Below are 18,445 nucleotides of genomic sequence, written 5' to 3' on the forward strand. Positions count from 1 at the left end.
ATACTACCGCCCATGGATCCTAAATACATACGCAATTTCTCTATCATCGCTCACATCGACCACGGCAAATCTACTTTGGCTGACGGTCTTCTTTCTGCAACCGGCTCATTGTCGGATCGTGAGAAAAAGGATCAGTTCCTCGACAACATGGAACTTGAGCGCGAACGCGGCATCACCATCAAAGCTCAAACAGTCTGTTTGGATTTCAAATCCAAAGACGGCAACATGTATCAGATCAACCTGATCGATACACCGGGGCACGTGGACTTCTCTTACGAAGTGTCCCGTTCATTGGCAGCGTGCGAAGGCGCGATTCTGGTTGTCGACGCCGCTCAAGGTGTTGAAGCCCAGACTCTGGCCAACGTTTATCTGGCAATGGAAAATAATCTTGAGATCATTCCTGTTCTGAACAAGATCGATCTTCCTTCAGCGGATCCCGAAGGCGTGGCAAAGCAGATCGAAGACACGGTGGGCTTGGACTGCACAGGTATCATTCACGCGTCGGCGAAAGAAAAAATCGGTATCACCGACATTCTGGAAGCGATCGTTGAAAAAGTTCCGCCACCAAAAGCGGACCGCAGCCTGACACCAAGAGCTTTGATTTTCGATTCTTGGTTTGATGCTTACCAGGGCGTTGTTGTCCTGGTTCGTATGGTCGACGGCGTGATCAAAAAAGGCGACAAGATCAAGTTCATGGCCACGGATCGTGACTATGAAGTTCTGCGCATGGGTAAATACAAGCCGTTCCCGCTGATGCAGGATGTTCTTGAGGCGGGTGAAGTGGGCTTCATCGTCTGCGGTATCAAAGATATCCGTGACGTTCAGGTGGGTGATACCGTTACGGCGGCTAAAAACCCGGCGACCCAGCCTTTGGCAGGTTTCCAGCGTATCAAGCCGATGGTTTTTGCCGGTATCTTCCCGGTCGTGGCTTCTGAATACGAAAATCTGAAGGACGCTTTGGACAAACTTTGTCTGAATGACTCGTCTTTGACATTCGAAGTTGAAAAATCCGCGGCACTTGGTTTCGGTTACCGTTGTGGTTTCCTGGGCCTGTTGCACATGGAAATCGTTCAAGAGCGTCTTGAACGTGAATTCAATCTGGATCTGATCACCACGGCTCCGACAGTTGTGTATCGAATCACAAAAACTGACGGCACCGAGATGATGCTGGAAAATCCATCCGGCATGCCGGTGGAAACCCAGATTGCCAAGTTTGAAGAACCTTACGTAAAAGTGACCCTGCACACGCCAACCGATTATATCGGCGGCATCCTGAAGCTGTGCGAGGACAAGCGTGGTATCCAGCAGAAGATGGAATACGTCACCGACAAAAAAGTCATCATCGAATACAAACTGCCGATGAATGAAATGGTGATGGACTTCTACGATCGTTTGAAATCCATCTCCAAAGGTTATGCTTCTTTGGAATATGAATTCGTCGGTTTTGAGGAATCAGACCTGGTGAAACTGGATATTCTGATTAACGGTGAGGCTATCGATGCCCTGTCTTTGATCGTTCACCGTTCCAAGGCGCAAAACCGCGGCCGTTTGCTGGCTGAAAAGATGAAAGAACTGATTCCTCGTCAGATGTATCAGGTGGCGATCCAGGCAGCTATCGGTGCCAAGATCATCGCGCGTGAGACTCTGGGGGCAATCAGAAAAGACGTGACCGCCAAGTGTTATGGTGGTGATATTTCCCGTAAGCGTAAGCTTCTGGAAAAGCAAAAAGAGGGTAAGAAGCGCATGAAGGCCATCGGCCATGTCGAAGTCCCTCAAGAAGCCTTCCTCGCGATCCTGAAAGTCGAAGACTAGGAGAATCAACATGAGCGACAAACAACCAAAAAGCTGGGACTTTAGAACGAAACACTTCTGGACAGAGGGTTGGGGCTCTTTGTTCCTGGCGGTGTTCATCGCTTTGTTCATTCGCTGGGGCTTTATCGAAGCTTACGTGATTCCATCGGGCTCCATGTTGCCGTCGCTTTTGATTCATGACCATATCTTCGTGAACAAGCTGACTTACGGTCTGCGCGTTCCTTTCAGCGAAAAATGGCTGGTAAAATTCAACGAACCAGAGCGTGGGGAAGTGATCGTCTTTAAATATCCTAAAGACATGAGCACCTTCTTCATCAAACGCATCGTGGGCGAGCCGGGCGACAAGGTTTACTACGAAAACGGCACTCTTTATATCAACGACAAACCGGTTGAAAAAAAGGTTCCGGCCAACATGGATGACTTTGCATGGCTTCGCGATGCGGACTTCCAGCGTGATGGCAACATCAACGACAGCAAAGAAAACTATGTTGAATTCACTGAAGTCCTGCCTGCGGGCAAGGTCGCCAAAGAGGGTAAAGAGCATGCCATCCTTCTGCGCAAGGGTGATATCTATGAAACCTTTGGCCCCGTGACCATTCCGGATGACCATTTGTTTGTTATGGGTGACAACCGCATGAATTCTTCCGACAGCCGTGTTTGGGGTTTCCTGCCAAAACAAAACATCCTGGGTCGTGCGATGTTCGTATGGCTAAGTTGCGAAGAAACGGTGCCGATGCTTCCGTTCCTGTGCAACCCGCTGACCATCCGCTGGGGACGTTTCTTCCACCCTGTGAACTAGATGTCTGAACCCAAGGCCACTCCCAATCTGAAAGGAACATGGAATCAGGCGATCCTGACTTTTCTGTTTCCGATTCTGCTGGTGATGGGAGTGCGCTGGGCCTTGTTTGAGCCCTTCGTGATCCCTTCCGGGAGCATGATTCCGAATCTGCTGATCCATGACCATATTCTGGTAAAAAAATTCGCTTACGGTCTGCACATTCCTTTCAGTGACAAGTGGCTGGTGCAATGGTCAACGCCCCAGCGTGGGGATGTTGTTGTCTTCAAATATCCGGAAAATCCGGATGTCTATTATATCAAGCGACTGATTGGCCTGCCAGGGGATCGCATCGAAGTTCGCGCCGGTCGTATCACCGTGAACGACAAGGCTTTCGACATGGCCCCTTATGAAGGCCCTTTGGTGAACAATAACGAGTTTTATTATTTCACCGAAAACAACACGCAAAAATCCTATGTCGTGCGTTTCTTGAGTGAAGAAAGCTCGGCCGATGTGCAGGTGTACCAGGTGCCGCCGGGGCAGTTCTTCTTTATGGGGGACAATCGCGATCAATCCAGCGACTCTCGTTACTGGGGTTTTGTGAAAAACGATTATTTGGTCGGAAAAGCCTCGGTCATCTGGCTTTCCTGTAACAGCACTTTACCGACGATGACATTTGTGTGCGACCCCTCACAAATTCGTTTCAACCGCCTGTTTAAGGTCCTGGACTGAGAAATAATAAAAAGCCCTAAGAATTCTTTTGAAGGTCTTGCTTAAGTCCGTTTAGGATTTAAGGATGAATCGTTGGCGGGAATATCTAACAACTTTGGTTTTGGCAGTGGTGTGCGCACTTTTTGTGCGTCACTTTCTGGTGACCGCTTATAAAGTCCCGACAGGTTCCATGCAGCCGGCGCTGAAGCCCGGTGATTTCATCTTTGCCTCACGTGTGTCTTATGGTGTGCAGATTCCGTTTGCTTCCAAGCGCTGGAATCTGACTTTGCCAGCTCGCGGGGATATCGTGGTTTTCAGTTATCCCAATCAGCCCTCTGTCACTTACGTCAAACGCGTGGTGGGTTTGCCTGGGGATCGGGTGCAGATCGTAAAAGGCCGCCTCGTTTTGAATGACGAGCCCGTGTCTTATGAAAAACTGGATGCGGCTTCTGATAACCCCAATGCGGAACTCTTTGATATCTTCAAAGAGACTTCCGGTGCTGACTCCTGGCGTGTGATTTTCCAGAAAACTCCGGACGATAAAGATTTCGGCCCGCTGGTTGTGCCTCCAGGAGAGGTTTTCCTGCTGGGGGATAATCGTGATGCCAGTGACGACTCGCGCTATTGGGGCACGGTTCCTATGACCCAGGTGGTGGGCCGCGTGGCTTTAATTTGGCTTTCGCTGGATTGGCAGCAGAAATGGGGTGGCGATCGCTATCCTTCAGTGCGTTGGGACCGAGTTTTTTCTACGGTTCATTGACAAGGTCTGCCCAAGTACCTAGTCTTGGGTTCTAGATGTCGTCTAGGAAAAATTTCTCCATTCTTGATCTTCGTTCGCTTGAAAAAACAAAAATCGATTTCCTATTCTCTATTGCCGACTCTGTTGCGGCGGCAAAATCGGCTCCTATTCAGGGCTTCGGAAAAACCGGAGCCCTTTTGTTTTTTGAAGCCAGCACTCGCACCCGCATGAGCTTTGAAACAGCCTGCGCACGTTTGGGAATCCATCCGTTGCGCCTGGATGGAGGCGCGGGCAGCAGTCTTGAAAAAGGCGAAACCCTTGAAGATACGGTTTTGAATGTCGAGGCCATGAAGCCTTCTTTTTTGGTGATCCGCTGCGGGGATGATCTGGATCTGAAAGATCTTTCCGAAAAAATCAGCACTCCAATTTTGAATGCCGGCTGGGGAAAGAAAGGGCATCCGACGCAAGCGTTGCTGGATGCTTACACCATTCGCAAACATCTGGGCACCTGTGCGGGCCAAAAGCTTCTGATTGTCGGCGATGTTCGCCACAGCCGGGTGGCCGCCTCGCACTTCGAACTGGCAGAAAAGCTGGGTTACGAAGTGGCGCTGTGTGGTCCGAAAGAGTTCCTGCCTGCGCAACCGCCCTGCCGTGTGTTTGCTTCTTTGCTGGAAGGACTTCAGTGGTCCACAGCCGCGATGGCTTTGCGAGTGCAGTTAGAGCGCCATGAAAACAAGTATTCCTTGGCGGACTATCGTGATCAGTACGGCTTCACGGTCAAAAACCTGCAGGCCCTGTCGGACAAAGCCCTGATTCTGCATCCGGGCCCGATCAATCAGGGAACCGAGCTTGATTCTGAGGTTCTGAAAGATCCACGCTGCAAAGTTCTGGATCAAGTTTCCAATGGTGTGTTGATTCGTCAAAGTCTGATTCAAATGACATTGAAAGAGGGGGAATGATGCGCGGCTATCTAGTGCTTGAAGGTGGGGAAGTCTACACCGGTCAATGGCAAGGTGGTGAGGATCGCGCCGGCGAGGTTGTTTTCAACACCTCGCACTCCGGTTACGAAGAAATCGCCACGGACCCTTCTTATTTCTCTCAGATTGTGATGATGACGGCGCCCATGCAGGGAAATTATGGGATTGAAGACGAAGTCTGGGAATCGCGAAAGCTTTGGATCGAGGGTTTCATCTGTCTTGAAGTTCAGGACAGCGAACGTGATCAAGCCTGGAAAAAGCGTCTGACTGACAATAAGATTCCAATGCTTACGGAATTGGACACGCGTGCGCTGGCTTTACGTTTGCGCCAGGGGGGAACTCCGTGGGGAGCATTGGTTCAGGCCAACTCTGAAGCCGAAGCCCTGAAAAAGGCTGAAAGCCTGATCGATGCCAAAAAAACCGTGGAAAAGGACTGGGTTTACATCGCTTCTCGCAAGGAAGCAGAAACCCGCCGTGGTGAAAATATGGTGGGCCCGAAGGTGGCAGTGCTGGATTTCGGCAGCAAGGAAAACATCCTGCGCGAACTGCAAAACCGTTGTTCTGAAATCAAGATCTTCAACAGCCGCTCCTCCGTTCAGGACATTCTGGCTTACAATCCGGACGGGATCATGCTGACCAACGGCCCCGGGGATCCGGCGGACGTAAAAGTGGCCATCGGCACAGTTCGTGAGCTTTTGGGTGTAAAACCGATCTTTGGCATCTGCATGGGGCACCAGATTCTGGGCCTGGCTTTGGGGGCTAAAACCTACAAGTTAAAGTTCGGCCATCGTGGGTCCAATCATCCGATTCGCGACACCCTGCTTAATCAGATATACATGACCAGCCAGAACCACGGATACGCCGTGGAAGAGGCTTCTTTGCCTTCTGACGTGAAGGTCACCCACGTGAACCTCAATGACGGCACTGTGGCAGGTTTTTATAGTGAAAAACGCAAGTGTTTAGGAATACAATATCACCCGGAAAGTTGTCCTGGGCCGCACGAGGCTTCAGGGCTGTTTAGCTACTTTGTAGAGCGGATGATATGAACGAATACGAAAAACTGATCGAAAAAATTCTAAACCACTTTGTCAGCGATTCCTTCAAGGACGAATTGGCCATGGCCAAAAAAGAGTTCTTTGAAAACGCCGGCACTTTGGATGAAAACTCCGAGCACTATGAATCGCGCATGGCGCAGTTCTATGACTGGTATTTTTTCACCCGTGAACTGAAAGGTTTCGGTCAGACGCCGCTGGAGGCTTGTCTTCTGGTGCGTGAACTTCGTTTCTCGGATGAAGAACTGAAAACTCTGGAAGTGCTGAAACAGCACCGCCATTCCATCTTCGAATTCGTGAAAATCAAGGACGGCGACGTCTATATCAAGGATATTCTGCAGAACAAAAAAGGCTTCTTCTCTTCCAATGTTATGGTGGTGAAGGCGTCTCCGTTTGTTTTCGGATTTGATCAGGATGAGTTGTTTGAAGTGCGTTTGATCCCTCAGGGGGATTCTTACGTCTTCACCCGCGGCTTCTGCTTCCATCCTGAAAGTGCGAAGAAGTTCATTCAGAGCGAGGCCAAGCGCCATCGCAAGGACCCGGATTTGGATCCGGATCTGCTGATGCTTCGTCTGATTAAAATGCGTTATAAATTTGAACAGTATAAACACGTGAAGCCTGAGCTCATTTACTCCAATGAGGGGAAGCTCGGGATCTAGTTCTAGGAGGAAAGAGTGCCGCGCAAGTCCAGTATTAAGAGAGTTCTTATTATCGGATCTGGACCCATCGTTATTGGACAAGCCTGTGAGTTTGATTACTCCGGCACTCAAGCCTGTAAGGCCCTGATGAAAGAGGGCCTTGAAGTCATCCTGGTGAATTCAAATCCCGCCACGATCATGACTGATCCAGAAATCGCCACCCGCGTGTATGTTGAACCTTTGAAGGTCGACTATCTGGAAAAAATCATCGCCAAAGAAATGCCTGATGCCGTGATTCCCACTCTGGGCGGCCAGACGGCTCTGAATCTTGCTTTGGATCTGCATGCCAAGGGCATCCTGCAAAAATATAAAGTTCAGTTGCTGGGCGCGACACCTCAGGTGATTAAAGCCGGTGAAGACCGCGAAATCTTCCGCGGCCTGCTGGATAAAATCGGTGCGAAGTACCCAAAAAGCCATCTGATCCGTACCTACGAACATGGCCTGCAAATCGCCGACGAGCTGGGTTACCCGATGATCCTGCGCCCGAATTACACTCTGGGCGGGGGCGGCGGTGGTATCGCGTATTCTCCGGAAGAATATAAAAAAATGCTGGTGACAGCGTTGCACGAAAGCCCGACCTCTGAAGTTCTGGTGGAAGAAAGCATCCTGGGTTGGAAAGAATACGAACTTGAGGTCATGCGTGATCACAAGGGCACGTTCGTGGTTGTGTGCAGTATCGAAAATCTGGATCCTTGCGGTGTACACACAGGTGACAGCATCACCGTGGCCCCTCAACAAACCTTGAGCGACCGTGAATATCAATCCATGCGTGATGAAGCCTGCAAGATCATCAACGAAGTGGGTATTGAAACGGGCGGGGCTAACATTCAGTTCGCGGTTCACCCAACGACACGCGAGCGTGTGGTGATTGAGATGAATCCGCGGGTCAGCCGCTCTTCGGCGCTGGCCAGTAAGGCGACGGGGTTCCCGATTGCCAAGATCGCAGCTTTGCTGGCGATTGGTTATTCTTTGGATGAACTTCAGAATGACATCACCAAGGTCACGCCAAGCTGTTACGAACCGGCTTTGGACTACATCGTTACCAAGATTCCTCGTTTTGCTTTTGAAAAGTTCGCAGGTTCCAAGGACTCCCTGACCACGCAGATGAAAAGCGTCGGCGAAGTCATGGGGATCGGGCGCACGCTGCAGGAATCCCTGATGAAGGCTTTGGCCAGTCTTGAAAAAGACCCTCAGGCAATTCCAGAGGTGGAACTTGAGACCGGTAAGATCTCTTATCCAAATAGCCGTCGTATCTATCATTTGTTCCAGGCCTTCCGTGATGGCAAAACCGTGGCGGAAATCGAGGAACTGACTCGTATCAATCCTTATTTCCTGGAACACATCGAGGCTTTGATTAAATTCGAAAGAATGTTCAAGGCGGACTTCACTGAAAACAACGTGGATCTTCTTTTGAAGGCCAAACGCAAAGGCTTCACGGATGCCCGCTTGGCAGCTTTGATCGGCAAAAAAGAATCCGACATCCGCGCTTTGCGTGAAAAACATCAGATGTTCCCGCGCTATCAGCAAGTGGACACTTGTGCTGGTGAATTTGAATCCTCAACGCCTTATTTCTATTCTTCTTACTGGCCAATGGCTTCCGCCAAAGTTCAGGCACCTGATGCCGTGGTGGTGATCGGCAGCGGTCCGAATCGTATCGGGCAGGGGATCGAATTTGACTACAGCTGTGTGCGCGGAGTGAAGGGTTTCCAGAAAAACGGTCGCAAGGTGATTATGGTGAATTCCAATCCCGAAACCGTTTCCACGGACTACGACACGTCAGACGTGTTGTTCTTTGAACCTCTGACTGTGGAAAGTCTGTCAGAAATTATGCGCTTCATGAAGCCCTATGGTTTTGTGGCTCAGCTGGGTGGGCAGACCCCTATTGGGGTGGCTCCGGATCTGGTGAAAGCCGGTTACCGTTTGCTGGGTTCTTCGCTTGAAACAATCGATCTGGCGGAGGACCGCGGATTGTTCTCTAAAATTTGCCGCGAACTGAATTTTGAAATTCCAAATTCCGGCATGGCCGGTTCTTTGGAAGAAGCTCTTCGCATTGAAAAAAATGTCGGTTACCCGATGATCTGCCGTCCAAGTTATGTTCTGGGTGGCCGCCGCATGGAAGTGATTGAAAACACCGAAGAGCTTCTGTCCTACTTCCAACGCCACAAAGACTATATCGCTCCGGAAAAGCCGTGCCTGATGGATCAGTTCCTGGCTGGTGCTTTGGAAGTCGACGTGGATCTGGTGCGCGGGGATGACTGGGTTGTGGTCGGCGGAATTGTCGAGCACATCGAGGCCGCCGGAGTTCACTCCGGGGACTCCATGGGGGTTTTGCCTCCGCACCGTCTGAAACCGGAAACTTGCGAGCGCATTGAAGACCTCAGTAAGCAATTGGCGAACCGTATCGGTGTGATCGGTCACTTGAATCTGCAATTGGCTGTGAAAAACGATGTGGTGTACATGCTTGAAGCCAATCCGCGCAGTTCCCGCTCGGTGCCGTTCGTAGCTAAAGCCACCGGAATTCCGCTGATTGATCTGGGTGTGGCGGCGATGCTGGGTAAAAAGAAAAAAGACCTGAAGCTTGAAAACCTGAACTGGAGAAACACCGAATCCGTCTCGGTGAAGGGTGTGGTCTTCCCATTCAAGAAGTTCCCGGAATCAGATTCCATCCTGGGCCCTGAAATGAAGTCCACCGGTGAAAGCATGGGCCGCGGAAAGAACTATTCCGAGGCGCTGGCGAAAGCTTTCCTTTCAAGTAACATAAGACTTCCAAAAATCGGTCAGGTGTTCTTCTCTCTGCGTGATAAAGACAAAGAGGTTATGCTGCCTTTGGCGCGTGAACTTCAGCGCATGGGATACGGGGTGTCGGCGACAACAGGGACGGCGAACTTCTTCAATGACAAAGGTGTGAACTGCCTTTCACTTAGAAAAGTTGATGAAGGCCGTCCTCACTGTGTGGACAAGATTCGTTCGGGCGATGTTGCCTTTGTGATCAACACGACCTCGGGTCGACGTGCAATTGAGGCCAGTTTCGACATTCGTCGAGCTTGCACTGACTATAATATTCCATGCCTCACAGAAAGTGACGCTGCTGAAGCCTTCATTCTTGCTTTGAAAAATGAAAGAAATGAGTCATCATCAGTCGAGGCCTTGGGGGCCATGGAGGAATTTTGAAACGACTTATTCTCGGACTGCTGACACTTCTTGCGATCTCCACAGCTTTTGCCGCGGAGGGCACCTCTGAAGCAGTTCCTCCCAGCATCACCATTGGTGTGATCCCAGGGGGCAATCCCGAGAATCTGCGTGAACAAGGCCTGGCTCTGGCAAAAGAGCTTCAGGCCAAGCTCAATATTCCGGTCAATATCTACGTTTCCAAGAACTATGTCGGTCTGATCGACGCCATGAAAACGAAGAAGGTGGATTTCGCCTTCTTCAGCTCTTCGACCTACGTTTTTGCTGAACAGCAGGCTCAAGCCAAGGTCCTTCTAAAGAAGGTATGGCACGAGCCGTACTACTATTCCATGATCATCACACCCCAAAGATCAGGGATCAAAAGTTTGAAAGCCCTCAAGGGCAAAAAAGTGGCCTTTGTTGATGACAAGTCTTCTTCTGGGTATTTGTATCCACAGGTGGCCCTGCGCAAAGAGGGTTTAAGTGATACGGACTTCAAAGAAGTTGTATTCACCGGCAATCACCAGGCGTCCATTCAGTTCCTGGAAGCCAAGAAAGTCGATGCGGCCGCCGTCTTCAGTGACGATGAAAAAGGCACACAAGGGGCTTGGGAAAAATTCGGCACTGATAAAAAAGCCAAATACCGTATTTTGTGGAAAAGCGCTCCGATCCCGAATGATCCCTTCTGCGTTCGCCAGGATTTCTATGATGCTTATCCAAAAACAACCCACACTTTGATGTTCGCGTTGATTGATGCTCTGGAACAGACACGCAATAAAAACACGTACTCCGAGATTTTGGGTTCTCGCGACTTGATGCCAGCCACCTCCAAACAGTATGATCCTGTCAGGGAGATGGTGAAGGCTTTGAATATCGAGCTGAAGCCATAGTTTTTCATGGCTGTACTATCAATTGAAAAGCTGAATAAGACATTTAAAGGCGGTCTTTTTGAAAAGGACCGTCATGTGTTGCGTGACGTGACCTTCTCTTTGCCAGAAGGTCAGACTTCCGGATTTGTCGGCAGCAATGGGGCTGGTAAAACCACCACCATCAAATGTCTTTTTGATTTCATTCGCCCGGACAGTGGTCAGATCCATTTTTTTGAATCCCCGCTGACCAGCGAAAGCAAAACCCGCATTGGGTATCTTCCTGAGCGGCCTTATCTCTATGAATTCCTGACGGGTATGGAGTTCCTGCGTCTGCACTGGAATCTTTGTTATGGTTCCGCGATGAAGGACTTCCATGAAAGAGCCCACGAAGCGCTGAAAAAAGTCGATCTTTTCGAAGCCCGTGACCGTCGTCTTAGGACTTACTCCAAAGGTATGTTGCAAAGAATCGGGATTGCTCAGGCGATTCTCACTCGTCCGGATCTGTTGATTTTAGATGAACCCATGTCAGGTCTTGATCCCGATGGCCGTGCCATGGTGAAAGACATCCTTCGCGAAGAGCAAAAGCGCGGTGTCAGTCTGTTCTTCAGCAGCCATCTTTTGCAGGATATGGAAGAGCTTTGCACCCATCTGGTGGTGATTAATCGTGGTCAGATTCTGTACGACGGGGTGTTGAACTCCTTCATGGCTGAATTCCAAAGCCTGGAAAAAGCCTTCTCTGTTCTGAAAGGAAAGGAGGAGGGCCGTGTATAAGGTGTTGACCTTGGCGCGCACCACTTTGCGCGAAATGCTGCGTGAACGTGTCTTTATGGTGGCCGTGATGATTGCCATCGCTTTATTGGGCCTTAGCTTCTTGTTGGGGGCATTGTCCTTTGCTGAGCAACGCAAAATTCTGACGGACTTTGGTTTCCTGGCCATTCAGATCTCGGGTTTGGGCATTTCGCTATTCTCCGGGGCCTACTTGCTGGCCAAGGAAATTGAAAAGCAAACCTGCCTGCTGATTTTGTCCCGTCCGGTATCTCGCGCTCAGTTCATCGTTGGAAAACTCTTGGGTGTCCTGGCACTGAACAGTCTTTTGATGGGATCTTTGACTGTTTTGTTGTGGATCCTGCTGGGGCTGTGGAAAGAACCTCAGTTCCTGTTGTCGTTCCTGGAAATCGCTCTAAGTTTGTGGTGTGAAAGCGCCGTGATTCTGTGTCTGGTGATTTTCTTCAGTTTGGTGGTGCGTCCGGTGCTGGCATTGGGGGCGGGATTTATGGTGTTCCTGCTGGGACATTGGCTGGGGGACCTGGCTTTCTTTGCGGAAAAAAGCCGTGAAGACATGTTTGTGCAGGCGGTGAAAGTTCTGCACTGGTTGACCCCGAATTTCTATCGTATGAACTGGAAATCAGCGTACTTCCTTGAAAAGGGGATTCCGGCTGAAAATATTCTTTGGATGTTGGCACACATGACGGGCTGGGCTTTGTTGGCGGTGCTGGCGACGAACTTCTTCTTCAGGAGAAAAGACATTGTTTGATCTGGATACGGGCTTTTACGTCCTTTTCTTTGTTTTGGGTGCGATTTTTGGAAGTTTCGGCAATGTCGTGATCTATCGCCTGCCGCGCGAGGAAAGTGTCGTCAAGCCTCGCAGCTACTGCTACAGCTGCAAAACCCAGATCAAATGGTATGACAATATCCCTATCTTGAGCTGGTTCATTCTTCGCGGTAAATGCCGTAAGTGCCACGCCAAGTTTTCTTTCCGCTACCCGCTGGTGGAAATCATCATGGCCGTGCTGTTTGCGCTTTGTTATCACTATGCAGGTCTGACTTGGACGCTGCTTGAATATCTGATCTTTATTTTTGGACTTGTTGTCTGCACGTTTATCGATCTGGATCACATGATTTTGCCGGATGAATTCACTCTTTCCGGGATTGTCATTGGACTGGTTGGCGCCGCTTTGAATCCTCAGCGTGAGTTCCTGGATGCCCTGTTCGGTGTGTTGATGGGCGGGGGCTTCCTTTGGGGGATGGCTTACGTCTATTATATGTTCACGAAAAACGAAGGCATGGGCGGAGGCGATATCAAGCTTCTGGCTTGGATTGGTGCCATTGTCGGCTGGAAAGCCATTCCGTTTGTGATCATGACCTCGGCAATTGTGGGCAGTGTGATCGGTTTGATCGCTGCCAGAAAGCAGAAGGCTGGACTAAAGACTGTGATTCCGTTCGGTCCTTACCTGGCTTTGGGGGCGGTGATTTACCTGTTTGGCGGTGAAGTCATTGCCCTTTGGTACCTTGGATTGTTCCTTCCCGCTGTCTGATTTGACAGCAAGACCTTCGCCCCGGGGCTGGACCTTTTGTTTTCAGCCTCGACCCTTGTTTGACATTCCCCACCCAAGCAGAAATAATTTTAGTATATCAGACTTGGGTCCTAAAGACGTAAGTCTTTGAAAAGACATCTGAGTGGTACAACTGGGGAAGCAGCGTAAGCATGTTTTTTAAATCGAAAAAGGTCATAGGACTCGACATTGGATCGAGCTCCATCAAGCTTGCTGAAATGGACGTCAGTGGCAAGGGCGCCCAGCTTCTCTCTTTTGGTTTTGCACCAACGCCTCCCAATGCCGTGTCCGGTGGGGAGATCGTGGATATCGCCTCCGTCGGTATCGCCATACAGCAGTTGATCAACGAAGTAAAAACCAAGCGTAAATCCATTTCAACAGCCATGTGGGGAACTGCCGTGATCGTGAAAAAGATCACCATTCCCAAGATGGATCGCAAGCTTATCAAAGATCAGATTCGTTTCGAGGCCGAGCAGTACATCCCGTTTGATATCAATAATATCAGCCTGGCCCACCACATTCTGAACTCCAGCGCATCCCCGGATGCCATGGACATTCTTCTGATTGCGGCCCAGAACGAACTTGTAACTCAGTACACTCAAGTCATTGAGGTCAGTGGCCTGACTTGCGGCGTATTGGACGTTTCTGGCTTTGCTTTGGCCAATGCGTTTGAACTCAATTACGGAAAAATCCCGGGCGAAGTGATCGGCATCCTGAATTTCGGAGCTTCGATCACAAACTTCGTGGTTCTGCAAAACGGCGAAGTGATCTTCTGCCGTGATATCCCTGTCGGCGGCGCCAACTACACCAATGAAATCCACAAAGCGATGGGTGTGACCGTGGCGGAAGCCGAAGCCCTGAAACTCAGTGCGATTTCCCGCCGTGAAGTTCCCGACGAAGTTCACAGCATCATCAGCGCCACCAATGAGGCCGTGACTGAAGAAATCCGCAGCAGTTTGGATTTCTTAAGCGCCACTACAAATGGTCTGGTTCTAAGCCGTTGTTTCTACACGGGGGGAAGTTCTGCGACCTCCGGGCTGGTTGAAACGGTTTCCCGCGTGACGGGCATCCTGATGGAACCATTCAATCCGTTCCTGCGTGTGAAAGCGAATCCGAAAAAGTTCTCTCCTGAATATCTTGATCAGATCAGCTCCTTTGCCGGGGTTGTGACGGGTCTGGCCCTGCGTGAACAGGGGGATGCGACATGATTAAGATCAATCTTGCCTCTCAGGCAGCATCTTCGGGCGGCGGTTCCATCGGGGCTTCTCTGGGGATTTCTTCTGACTCCTTCATGGGGGCTGATGAGATCCGCAAAGAGGCGTTGAAACGCATCGTGCTGTTGCTGATGGGACCTCTGGCTTTGTACATTTACGAAAACCAGAACGTACCGGGCAAGGTGGCAGAGCTGAACTCCAAGAATCAGATTCTTGCCGAGCTTCAGACCTACAACGCCAAAGCCGCGGATTCCGTGGCCGAGATTAAAAAATTCAAAGAGGACGAGGCTCTGATGGAGGCTCGTATCTCGGCTTTGGAGAAAATTTCCAAAGACCGTCAGCGTGAGATCCGCGTATTGGATCTGCTGCAGACGGTGATTCCGGAAAAAGCCTGGTTGACCCGCATTCAGGTGAATCCGACCCGCGTGAACATTCAGGGTCTTGCTTTAAGTGACTTTGAGGTCTCTCAGTTCCTGGAAGCTTTGACCAAGAGTGTGTTCCTGATGGACGTGAATCTTGTCAGTTCCAGTGAAACGGTGACCGACGGGGTCAGTTTGAAGAAGTTTGAAATCAGTTGTTTGTTGGAGAGAGCAAATGAATAAAATATTTGATCTGCTCGCAGTCCAGACAATTGGTAAAATCCTGGTGATCGGCCTGGGGCTGACAGCCATGTATTGGAACTTCATGTACGATGACGGTTCCGCAGTCGACGCGCAAATCGTGACTGTGAACCAGCAGTTGCAGGAAGAAGAAAATAAAAAGAAAGACACCGATGCAACTCTGAAACAAGTTCAGGAGATGCAGGAAAAAGTCGGTCAGCTCAGCCAGAAGTATCAGGAGATCTCCCGTCGTTTGCCGGCGGTGCTTTTCTCTATTGATATCAATAAGGCGATCGATGATTTCGCCCGTAATGCCGGCGTCAGCGTGAAATCGAAAAAACCGGGTGAAAACATTAAAAAAGAAGTCGTGGAAGAAGTTCCTGTCGAAGTGTCCCTTGAGGGCACTTACGCAGAACTGGCTCAGTTCACTTTCCTGGTTTCCACGGCCGAGCGTATGGCGCGCGTTCAGAATGTTGTTATTTCTGAAAGCGAACCGGGCTCCCGTAAATTGAAGTTTGAAGGACAGGTGGTTGGTTACAAGCTGGCCCCTGAAGAGAAGAAGCCTGCTACAACGGAGAACCCACAGTGAAGTCTGTAAGATGGATTGTATCTTACATTTTAGTGGCCTCTCTGGGACTTTGGCTGGCCTTTGCGGTCAGCATGAAGTTCATGGCGCCGGCGCATTCTCAGGATGCTCCGTCCAACGGCGATCTTCCCGCAGAATTCATGAAAGAGGTTGAAAACACCCAGGTGCCTCCAGCCGGTGGCACACCTGCGGGCAGTCCGCCTCCTGCGGGCACTCCGGCCGAAACACCACCGGCGGCACAAACTCCGCCACCAGCGGATGTGCCTGCACAGATTCCTCCGCCTCCGGCAAATGAAATGCCGGTTGGGGACCAGATGACAGCTCCGGCTCCGCAGCAGATTTTGTCCAGTGATGGATATATCTATGATCCGACCGGAAAAAGAGACCCGTTTAAGGTCTTTAAAACGGTCCGCCCAACGGGTCCGGAAGCGGCTCGTCCAAACGAGATTCTCGAGCCCCTGCAGCGCTGGGAAGTTGATCGTTTACAGGTTGTGGGTATTTTGTGGGATGTAAGAACACCTCGTGCGATGATCAAAGATCCGGACGGGGCTGTATTTGTAGTGACTAAAAACTCCAAGATTGGCCGAAGCGAAGGATTCGTGGCGGCGATCCGTGAAGGGGAAGTAGTTGTCGTGGAAACGAAATACGACGACGGCAAAGCCTTTAAAGAGTCACGCATTATGGAGTTGAAAAAATAGTTATCTTTTAAGAGGAGGAACTAATGAACGGATTCATTAGATTAGTAATCCTGAGCGCAATGATTGCCTCTCTGACTTCCTGTGCAAGCCGCCCGGTTGAAGACGATCTGTCTTTGGATGGCATGGACTCGTCCGCGGATGTGATGTCTGCTGACGACAGCGCTCCAGCGGCTGAATCAGCCTCTGATGACTTTGCAGAATTCGATGAAATCGACAATCAACAGCCAGCTCAAGCTGAATCTCAAGCGGCTCCTGCCGGTGACCAGGATCTGGCCATCGAAGAGGAAGTGAACGAGGCGGGCGGTCAGGAACAGGTGGCCGATGCGCCAGCTCCTGCTCCGGAAGAAACCAGCCCGACGGAAGATCCGTTTGCTGACAGTTCTGTTGCGGATGTTCCTGCTCAGACTCCAGAACCGACGGTGACTGAAACCACGCCAGATCCGTTTGCGGATCAGCCGCCGGTTTCCGAGCCGGCTCCGGCACCAGTGACTGAAACGATTGCCGCTGTTCCATCCGGAGCTCCGGCAAATATCACGGACCTTAAATTCCGCGCCAATGAAACAGGTGGAACTGTGATCGTGCAGGGGGATCGTCCTTTGACGTACACCACCCGTACAAATCCGGATCTGCGCCAGTTCATCATTGAAGTGGACAACGCCAATCTTCCAGATCGTTTGAAACGCTCTTTGAACACCAAAGACATCAAAGGCAGCGTGGGTGCGATTGATGCTTATCAAAACCCGGGTTCTGCTACCGCACGCTTTGTGATCCAGATGCGTGAAGGCGTGGGTGAGCCGGCGGTTCAGCAGGAAGGCAACAGCCTTCTGATCGTGGCCAGCGGATCTGCTCCGGCAGAGGCGATGGAAGTAACTGATGTCAGCACGGCGATGGAAGACAATAACATCCTGCCAAGCCAGAATCTGACAGAGTTCCTTGCCGGCAACACCAAGTTCTACGGTAAAAAGATCTCTATCGAGACCAGCAACATGGATATCCGTGACGCTTTGAACTTCATCACTGAAGAATCCGGCGTGAACATGGTGATCTCTGAAGACGTTAAAGGTGCGGTCAGCCTGAAACTGCGTCAGGTTCCCTGGGACCAGGCGCTGGTTGTGATCATGAAAGCCAAAAAACTGGGTTACACCCGTCAGGGCAACGTTTTGCGTATCGCTCCACTTCAGGATCTGAAAGCGGAAGAAGATGATGCAACAAAACTGGCTCAGGCCAGAAAGAACCTGGAACCTTTGAAGGTTCGCATGTTCCCAGTCAGCTACGCGAAAGTGGACGAGCTAGAAAAGAAGATCAAAGACTTCCTGGGTGACCGTGGCCGTGTGGTCGGCGACGTTCGTACGAATGCTTTGGTTGTGACCGATATCGAAGAAAACCTGGAAAGAGCAGCCCGTCTGATCGCCAGCCTTGATACGCAGCCCGCTCAAGTTTCCATTGAGGGTAAAATCGTTGAGGCGAAAGAAAGCTTCACTCGCAATATCGGTGTGAACTGGAGTGCGACGGGCGCGCCAATCAAGCTGGGTTCCACGGCGCGTGGTCCGGTGAACATGAATCCATCCTTCAACGTGAATCAGAGTGCGGCGGGTTCCTCCGGTGCTTTGAACTTCAATCTGAATGTGGGTACTTTGGACATCTTTGGCACTTTGTCAGCGGCTCTGGCCCTGAACGAAAGCGAAGAGCAGGTTAAAATCATCTCCGCTCCGCGTATCATGACCCTGTCCAATGAAAAAGCCGACATCAATCAGACGACGGAAGTTCCGGTTCGTCAGGTGACTCAGAATGGTACGGCGACTCAGGAAACGTTCCAGTTCAAACCGTTGACGCTGAAACTTGAGGTGACTCCACAGGTAACGGCGGATGGATCTGTTATCATGAAAGTACTGGTTAACAGACAATTCCGTGGTGCTGACGTGTCCAGTGCCGGTCAGGGTGCTTTTGCGGTGAACAGCCGTGAAGCCAACACCCGTGTCCTGGTGAAAAACGGCCAGACCGCTGTTATCGGTGGTATCTATCAAAGTGATGCGACAGACGGTGAGATTGGTGTTCCTTGGTTCCGCGAATTGCCATTTGTAAGTTATCTGTTTAAGACCAAGAACATCTCCAAGGAAAAGTCTGAGTTGCTGATCTTCCTGACCCCAAGAATCATGGGTCAGATTGATTCCAACGCAGGCAACCCGACAACCACCGATTTCTAACGAGGAGGAC

General features: G+C 50.6%; 17 protein-coding genes. All 17 read left to right on the plus strand.

The annotated features are described in order from the left end of the window. Positions 1-12 precede the first annotated feature (12 nt). Positions 13-1,812 (plus strand): translation elongation factor 4, encoded by a 1,800-nt coding sequence (lepA, locus tag BDT_RS04020; RefSeq protein ID WP_015089991.1) that lies wholly within the window; start codon positions 13-15, stop codon positions 1,810-1,812. A 10-nt stretch (positions 1,813-1,822) separates the two neighbouring features. Further along, the gene (gene lepB / locus BDT_RS04025; protein ID WP_015089992.1) at positions 1,823-2,611 is read left to right on the plus strand and encodes a signal peptidase I; all 789 of its coding nucleotides are present in this window, start codon (positions 1,823-1,825) and stop codon (positions 2,609-2,611) included. After that, positions 2,612-3,319, plus strand: coding sequence for a signal peptidase I (lepB, locus tag BDT_RS04030; RefSeq protein WP_015089993.1), 708 nt, complete (start codon positions 2,612-2,614; stop codon positions 3,317-3,319). Between the two features lie 64 nt (positions 3,320-3,383). Then, a complete protein-coding gene (lepB, locus tag BDT_RS04035) occupies positions 3,384-4,058 on the plus strand; it encodes a signal peptidase I (RefSeq protein ID WP_011163401.1) in 675 nt (224 codons plus the stop codon). Positions 4,059-4,093: 35 nt separating this feature from the next. Then, entirely contained in the window at positions 4,094-4,996 is a 903-nt protein-coding gene (locus tag BDT_RS04040; RefSeq protein WP_015089994.1) for an aspartate carbamoyltransferase catalytic subunit, read from the plus strand. After that, positions 4,993-6,060 carry a glutamine-hydrolyzing carbamoyl-phosphate synthase small subunit gene (carA, locus tag BDT_RS04045; protein ID WP_235046258.1) on the plus strand — a complete coding sequence of 356 codons (1,068 nt, stop codon included), beginning with the start codon at positions 4,993-4,995 and terminating at the stop codon, positions 6,058-6,060. Before BDT_RS04040 ends, carA begins: the two co-directional genes overlap by 4 nt. Next, positions 6,057-6,725 (plus strand): hypothetical protein, encoded by a 669-nt coding sequence (locus BDT_RS04050; RefSeq protein WP_015089996.1) that lies wholly within the window; start codon positions 6,057-6,059, stop codon positions 6,723-6,725. The genes carA and BDT_RS04050 overlap by 4 nt, the downstream gene beginning before the upstream one ends. A 15-nt stretch (positions 6,726-6,740) precedes the next feature. Then, a complete protein-coding gene (gene carB, locus BDT_RS04055) occupies positions 6,741-9,935 on the plus strand; it encodes a carbamoyl-phosphate synthase large subunit (RefSeq protein ID WP_015089997.1) in 3,195 nt (1,064 codons plus the stop codon). After that, positions 9,932-10,822, plus strand: a complete 891-nt coding sequence (locus BDT_RS04060; RefSeq protein WP_015089998.1) for a substrate-binding domain-containing protein — start codon at positions 9,932-9,934, stop codon at positions 10,820-10,822. Before carB ends, BDT_RS04060 begins: the two co-directional genes overlap by 4 nt. Positions 10,823-10,828: 6 nt before the next feature. Next, positions 10,829-11,572, plus strand: a complete 744-nt coding sequence (locus BDT_RS04065; protein WP_015089999.1) for an ABC transporter ATP-binding protein — start codon at positions 10,829-10,831, stop codon at positions 11,570-11,572. Continuing rightward, a complete protein-coding gene (locus tag BDT_RS04070) occupies positions 11,565-12,335 on the plus strand; it encodes an ABC transporter permease (RefSeq protein ID WP_235046259.1) in 771 nt (256 codons plus the stop codon). Before BDT_RS04065 ends, BDT_RS04070 begins: the two co-directional genes overlap by 8 nt. Continuing rightward, the gene (locus BDT_RS04075; protein WP_015090001.1) at positions 12,328-13,116 is read left to right on the plus strand and encodes a prepilin peptidase; all 789 of its coding nucleotides are present in this window, start codon (positions 12,328-12,330) and stop codon (positions 13,114-13,116) included. Before BDT_RS04070 ends, BDT_RS04075 begins: the two co-directional genes overlap by 8 nt. 170 nt (positions 13,117-13,286) lie before the next feature. Beyond that, the gene (gene pilM / locus BDT_RS04080; protein WP_015090002.1) at positions 13,287-14,342 is read left to right on the plus strand and encodes a type IV pilus assembly protein PilM; all 1,056 of its coding nucleotides are present in this window, start codon (positions 13,287-13,289) and stop codon (positions 14,340-14,342) included. Beyond that, positions 14,339-14,950 carry a PilN domain-containing protein gene (locus BDT_RS04085; protein WP_015090003.1) on the plus strand — a complete coding sequence of 204 codons (612 nt, stop codon included), beginning with the start codon at positions 14,339-14,341 and terminating at the stop codon, positions 14,948-14,950. Before pilM ends, BDT_RS04085 begins: the two co-directional genes overlap by 4 nt. After that, on the plus strand, positions 14,943-15,536 hold the full coding sequence (locus BDT_RS04090) for a type 4a pilus biogenesis protein PilO (RefSeq protein ID WP_015090004.1): 594 nt from the start codon (positions 14,943-14,945) through the stop codon (positions 15,534-15,536). The genes BDT_RS04085 and BDT_RS04090 overlap by 8 nt, the downstream gene beginning before the upstream one ends. Then, positions 15,533-16,231, plus strand: coding sequence for a pilus assembly protein PilP (locus tag BDT_RS04095; protein WP_148278701.1), 699 nt, complete (start codon positions 15,533-15,535; stop codon positions 16,229-16,231). Before BDT_RS04090 ends, BDT_RS04095 begins: the two co-directional genes overlap by 4 nt. Before the next feature lie 23 nt (positions 16,232-16,254). Beyond that, positions 16,255-18,435 (plus strand): type IV pilus secretin PilQ family protein, encoded by a 2,181-nt coding sequence (pilQ, locus tag BDT_RS04100; protein WP_041577011.1) that lies wholly within the window; start codon positions 16,255-16,257, stop codon positions 18,433-18,435. Positions 18,436-18,445 lie beyond the last annotated feature (10 nt).

It is taken from the genome of Bdellovibrio bacteriovorus str. Tiberius (assembly GCF_000317895.1).
Lineage (GTDB): Bacteria > Bdellovibrionota > Bdellovibrionia > Bdellovibrionales > Bdellovibrionaceae > Bdellovibrio > Bdellovibrio bacteriovorus_F.